At 62.3% G+C, this 2639-nt stretch carries 1 protein-coding gene; it reads left to right on the top strand.

From position 1 onward, the window contains the following. Positions 1 to 302 precede the first annotated feature (302 nt). Positions 303 to 2639: type I polyketide synthase (locus ABY403_RS15420; RefSeq protein ID WP_372841703.1), on the top strand; the 2337-nt coding region annotated here is incomplete at its 3' end.

Here is a 2639-nt window from a genome sequence, read left to right as displayed (position 1 = left end):
GGTGCTGGGCGAAGCAACGGGCAAGGTAGCTTTGTCTTTGCGAAGGCCAATCGCACCCCTCTGACAGCGCGTCTTTGTATGAAAGGAAAGGCAGCCTCGCTGAAGTTGCGGAACCAGTCGTCAGCCCCCTGCCCGCAGCCTGTGGCCTGCTCTGCCCCCGCTGAAAGAACCGGCGCACCGCGGCGTTTTGGCCCGATTTTCGACTTGGCCTTGCCTTTGGCGGCCAACAAATATCACTATCAACCTGTATTGTTCCGCCAAGCCTTTGCGGCATTTCGTAAAGTTAGAGGGGTACGCGCAGGATGACCAACCTCGATCTCAACACGGTTGACTTGCGCGATGATGATATTGCGATCGTGGGTATGGGATGCAGGTTTCCGGGCGGTGCCAACTCGCCCGATGCCTATTGGAATATGCTATTGCGCGGCGGCGATGCGATCGTCGATATCCCTGCCGAGCGTTTCGATATCGACGCCTATTTTGATCCCCAGCCCGGCCTTAGTGGCAAGACCTATGCCCGGCAGGCCGGGCTGATCGAAAACATCGATATGTTCGATGCCGAGTTTTTCGGTCTTTCACGGCGCGAAGCCGAGCGCATGGACCCGCAACAAAGGCTGCTGCTTGAATGCGCGTGGGAGGCGCTGCAAGACGGTGGGATCCGTCTGGACAGACAAGCCTCCGAGACCGGGGTTTTCGTGGGCATTTCGACAAATGATTACGCCGGAATGCAGGCTGGGGTCGGCGAGATGGACGCGATCGACATCTTCACCGCAACCGGCGGTGCCTTTTCGATTGCCGCAAACCGGCTGTCGCATGTGTTCGGCCTTGGGGGGCCCAGCCTTGCAGTAGATACCGCGTGTTCTTCGGCGCTGACGGCTGTCCATCTGGCGGTGCGGTCGTTGCGGGCGGGCGATTGCAAGGTGGCACTGGCAGGGGGCGTCAACGCGCTTTTGATGCCCACGCATTTCATTGCCTTCAGCCGCATGTCGATGCTGTCACCTGACGCGCGATGTCAGGCCTTTGACGCGCGGGCCAACGGCTTTGTGCGGGGCGAAGGTGCGGGGCTGGTTGCGCTGCAACCATTGCGCGCAGCGCTGGCCGAGGGGCGGCGCATTCACGCCGTTATTCGCGGCACGGCGGCCAATCAAGACGGCCATACCAGCAGCCTGACGGTGCCCAGCGCCGCTGCACAGCGCGCGCTGGTTCTGGCAGCTTGCCAAGATGCCGGGGTAGATCCTGCCAGCATCGATTATGTTGAAGCGCACGGCACCGGCACGCAGGTAGGCGACCCGATCGAGGCCAGCGCATTGGGCACGGCAATCGGCCAGAAACGGGGTAATCTTGGGCCGCTGCTGATCGGTTCTTCCAAGACCAATATCGGTCATCTGGAATCGGCAGCTGGTGCTGCGGGGCTGATCAAGGCGGCGCTGGTGTTGTCGCACGGCATGGTGCCGCCGACGCTACATTTTCGCACGCCATCACCCAATATCGATTTTGCTACACTGAACCTTCAGGTCGTAACCGAGCCCACGCCCCTACCCCGAAAGGTCGCGCGTGTCGGCGTGAACAGCTTCGGCTTTGGCGGAAGCAATGCGCATCTGGTGCTGCAAACTGCACCGACGCCCGTTCGGGCCCGATCAATCAGCGATCCCGAAGCTGTGGTGCTGGCGCTTTCGGTGGCGCAGCCAGAGCGCGCGGCGACAGTCGCTGGCAGTTGGCGCGCCTTTATCGAGGGGTCGCAAACGCCAATTGCCGATCTCTGCCATGCAGCCGCGACCCGGCTTAATCTGCGCTCTGGCCGGTTGGCCATCGCCGCGCCAAACCTCGATGTGCTGCTAGAGCGGCTGTCTGCGCTTGAGGCAGGCGAGGCAGAGGTTGCAGGTGTATCGCAGGCCAGCGGCGGCGCGGGCGAAAGGCCGGTGTTTGTCTATAGTGGGCAAGGCACGCAGTGGTGGGGCATGGCGCGTGGCCTGATCGGGCGCGAACCTGTGTTCGACGCGGTGCTGGCCCGTGCAGATACACTATTCGCGCAATGGGGAGGCTGGTCACTGATCGAGAAGTTGTCGCGCGATGCCTCGACCTCGCAGTTGGATAACACCGCCTTCGCACAGCCAGCGATCTTCGCGGTTCAGGCTGCACTGACCGAACTCTGGCGCTCTTGGGGCGTGGAACCTGCGGCTTGCGTAGGCCATTCGGTCGGCGAGGTGGCAGCAGCTTGGGCTGCGGGCGTGCTAGAGTTTGACGAGGCGGCGCGAGTGATCTTTCATCGTGGCCGCTGCATGGAGGCTGCACCCGATCGTGGCGCAATGCTGGCCGCCGCCTTGACCGAAGACGCAGCACGCTCGCTTGTCAAAGGCTTGAGCGGCGCGGTGTCAATTGGTGCAGTAAACAGCCCCGGTATGGTGACACTGTCAGGCGATACCGAAGCGATTGCGGCATTGGCCGAAGACCTAGAGGCGCGCGGCATTTTCCAGCGCAAGCTGGCTGTGCAATATTCATTTCACAGCCACCACATGGAACCGGTGCAAACGCCCTTGCTGGCGGCCTTGGGTTCCGTTGCCGTGCACCCGCCGCGCGTGCCGCTGATGTCTACGGTAACGGGTCTGGCCGCCGACGAGGGCGATTTTGCCGCCGCCTAT

Origin of the sequence: Phaeovulum sp. (assembly GCF_041596715.1) — a bacterium.
GTDB lineage: Bacteria > Pseudomonadota > Alphaproteobacteria > Rhodobacterales > Rhodobacteraceae > UBA6213.
The sequence above is the reverse complement of the archived record's forward strand: the minus strand, read 5'-3'. Positions and strand labels throughout refer to the sequence as shown.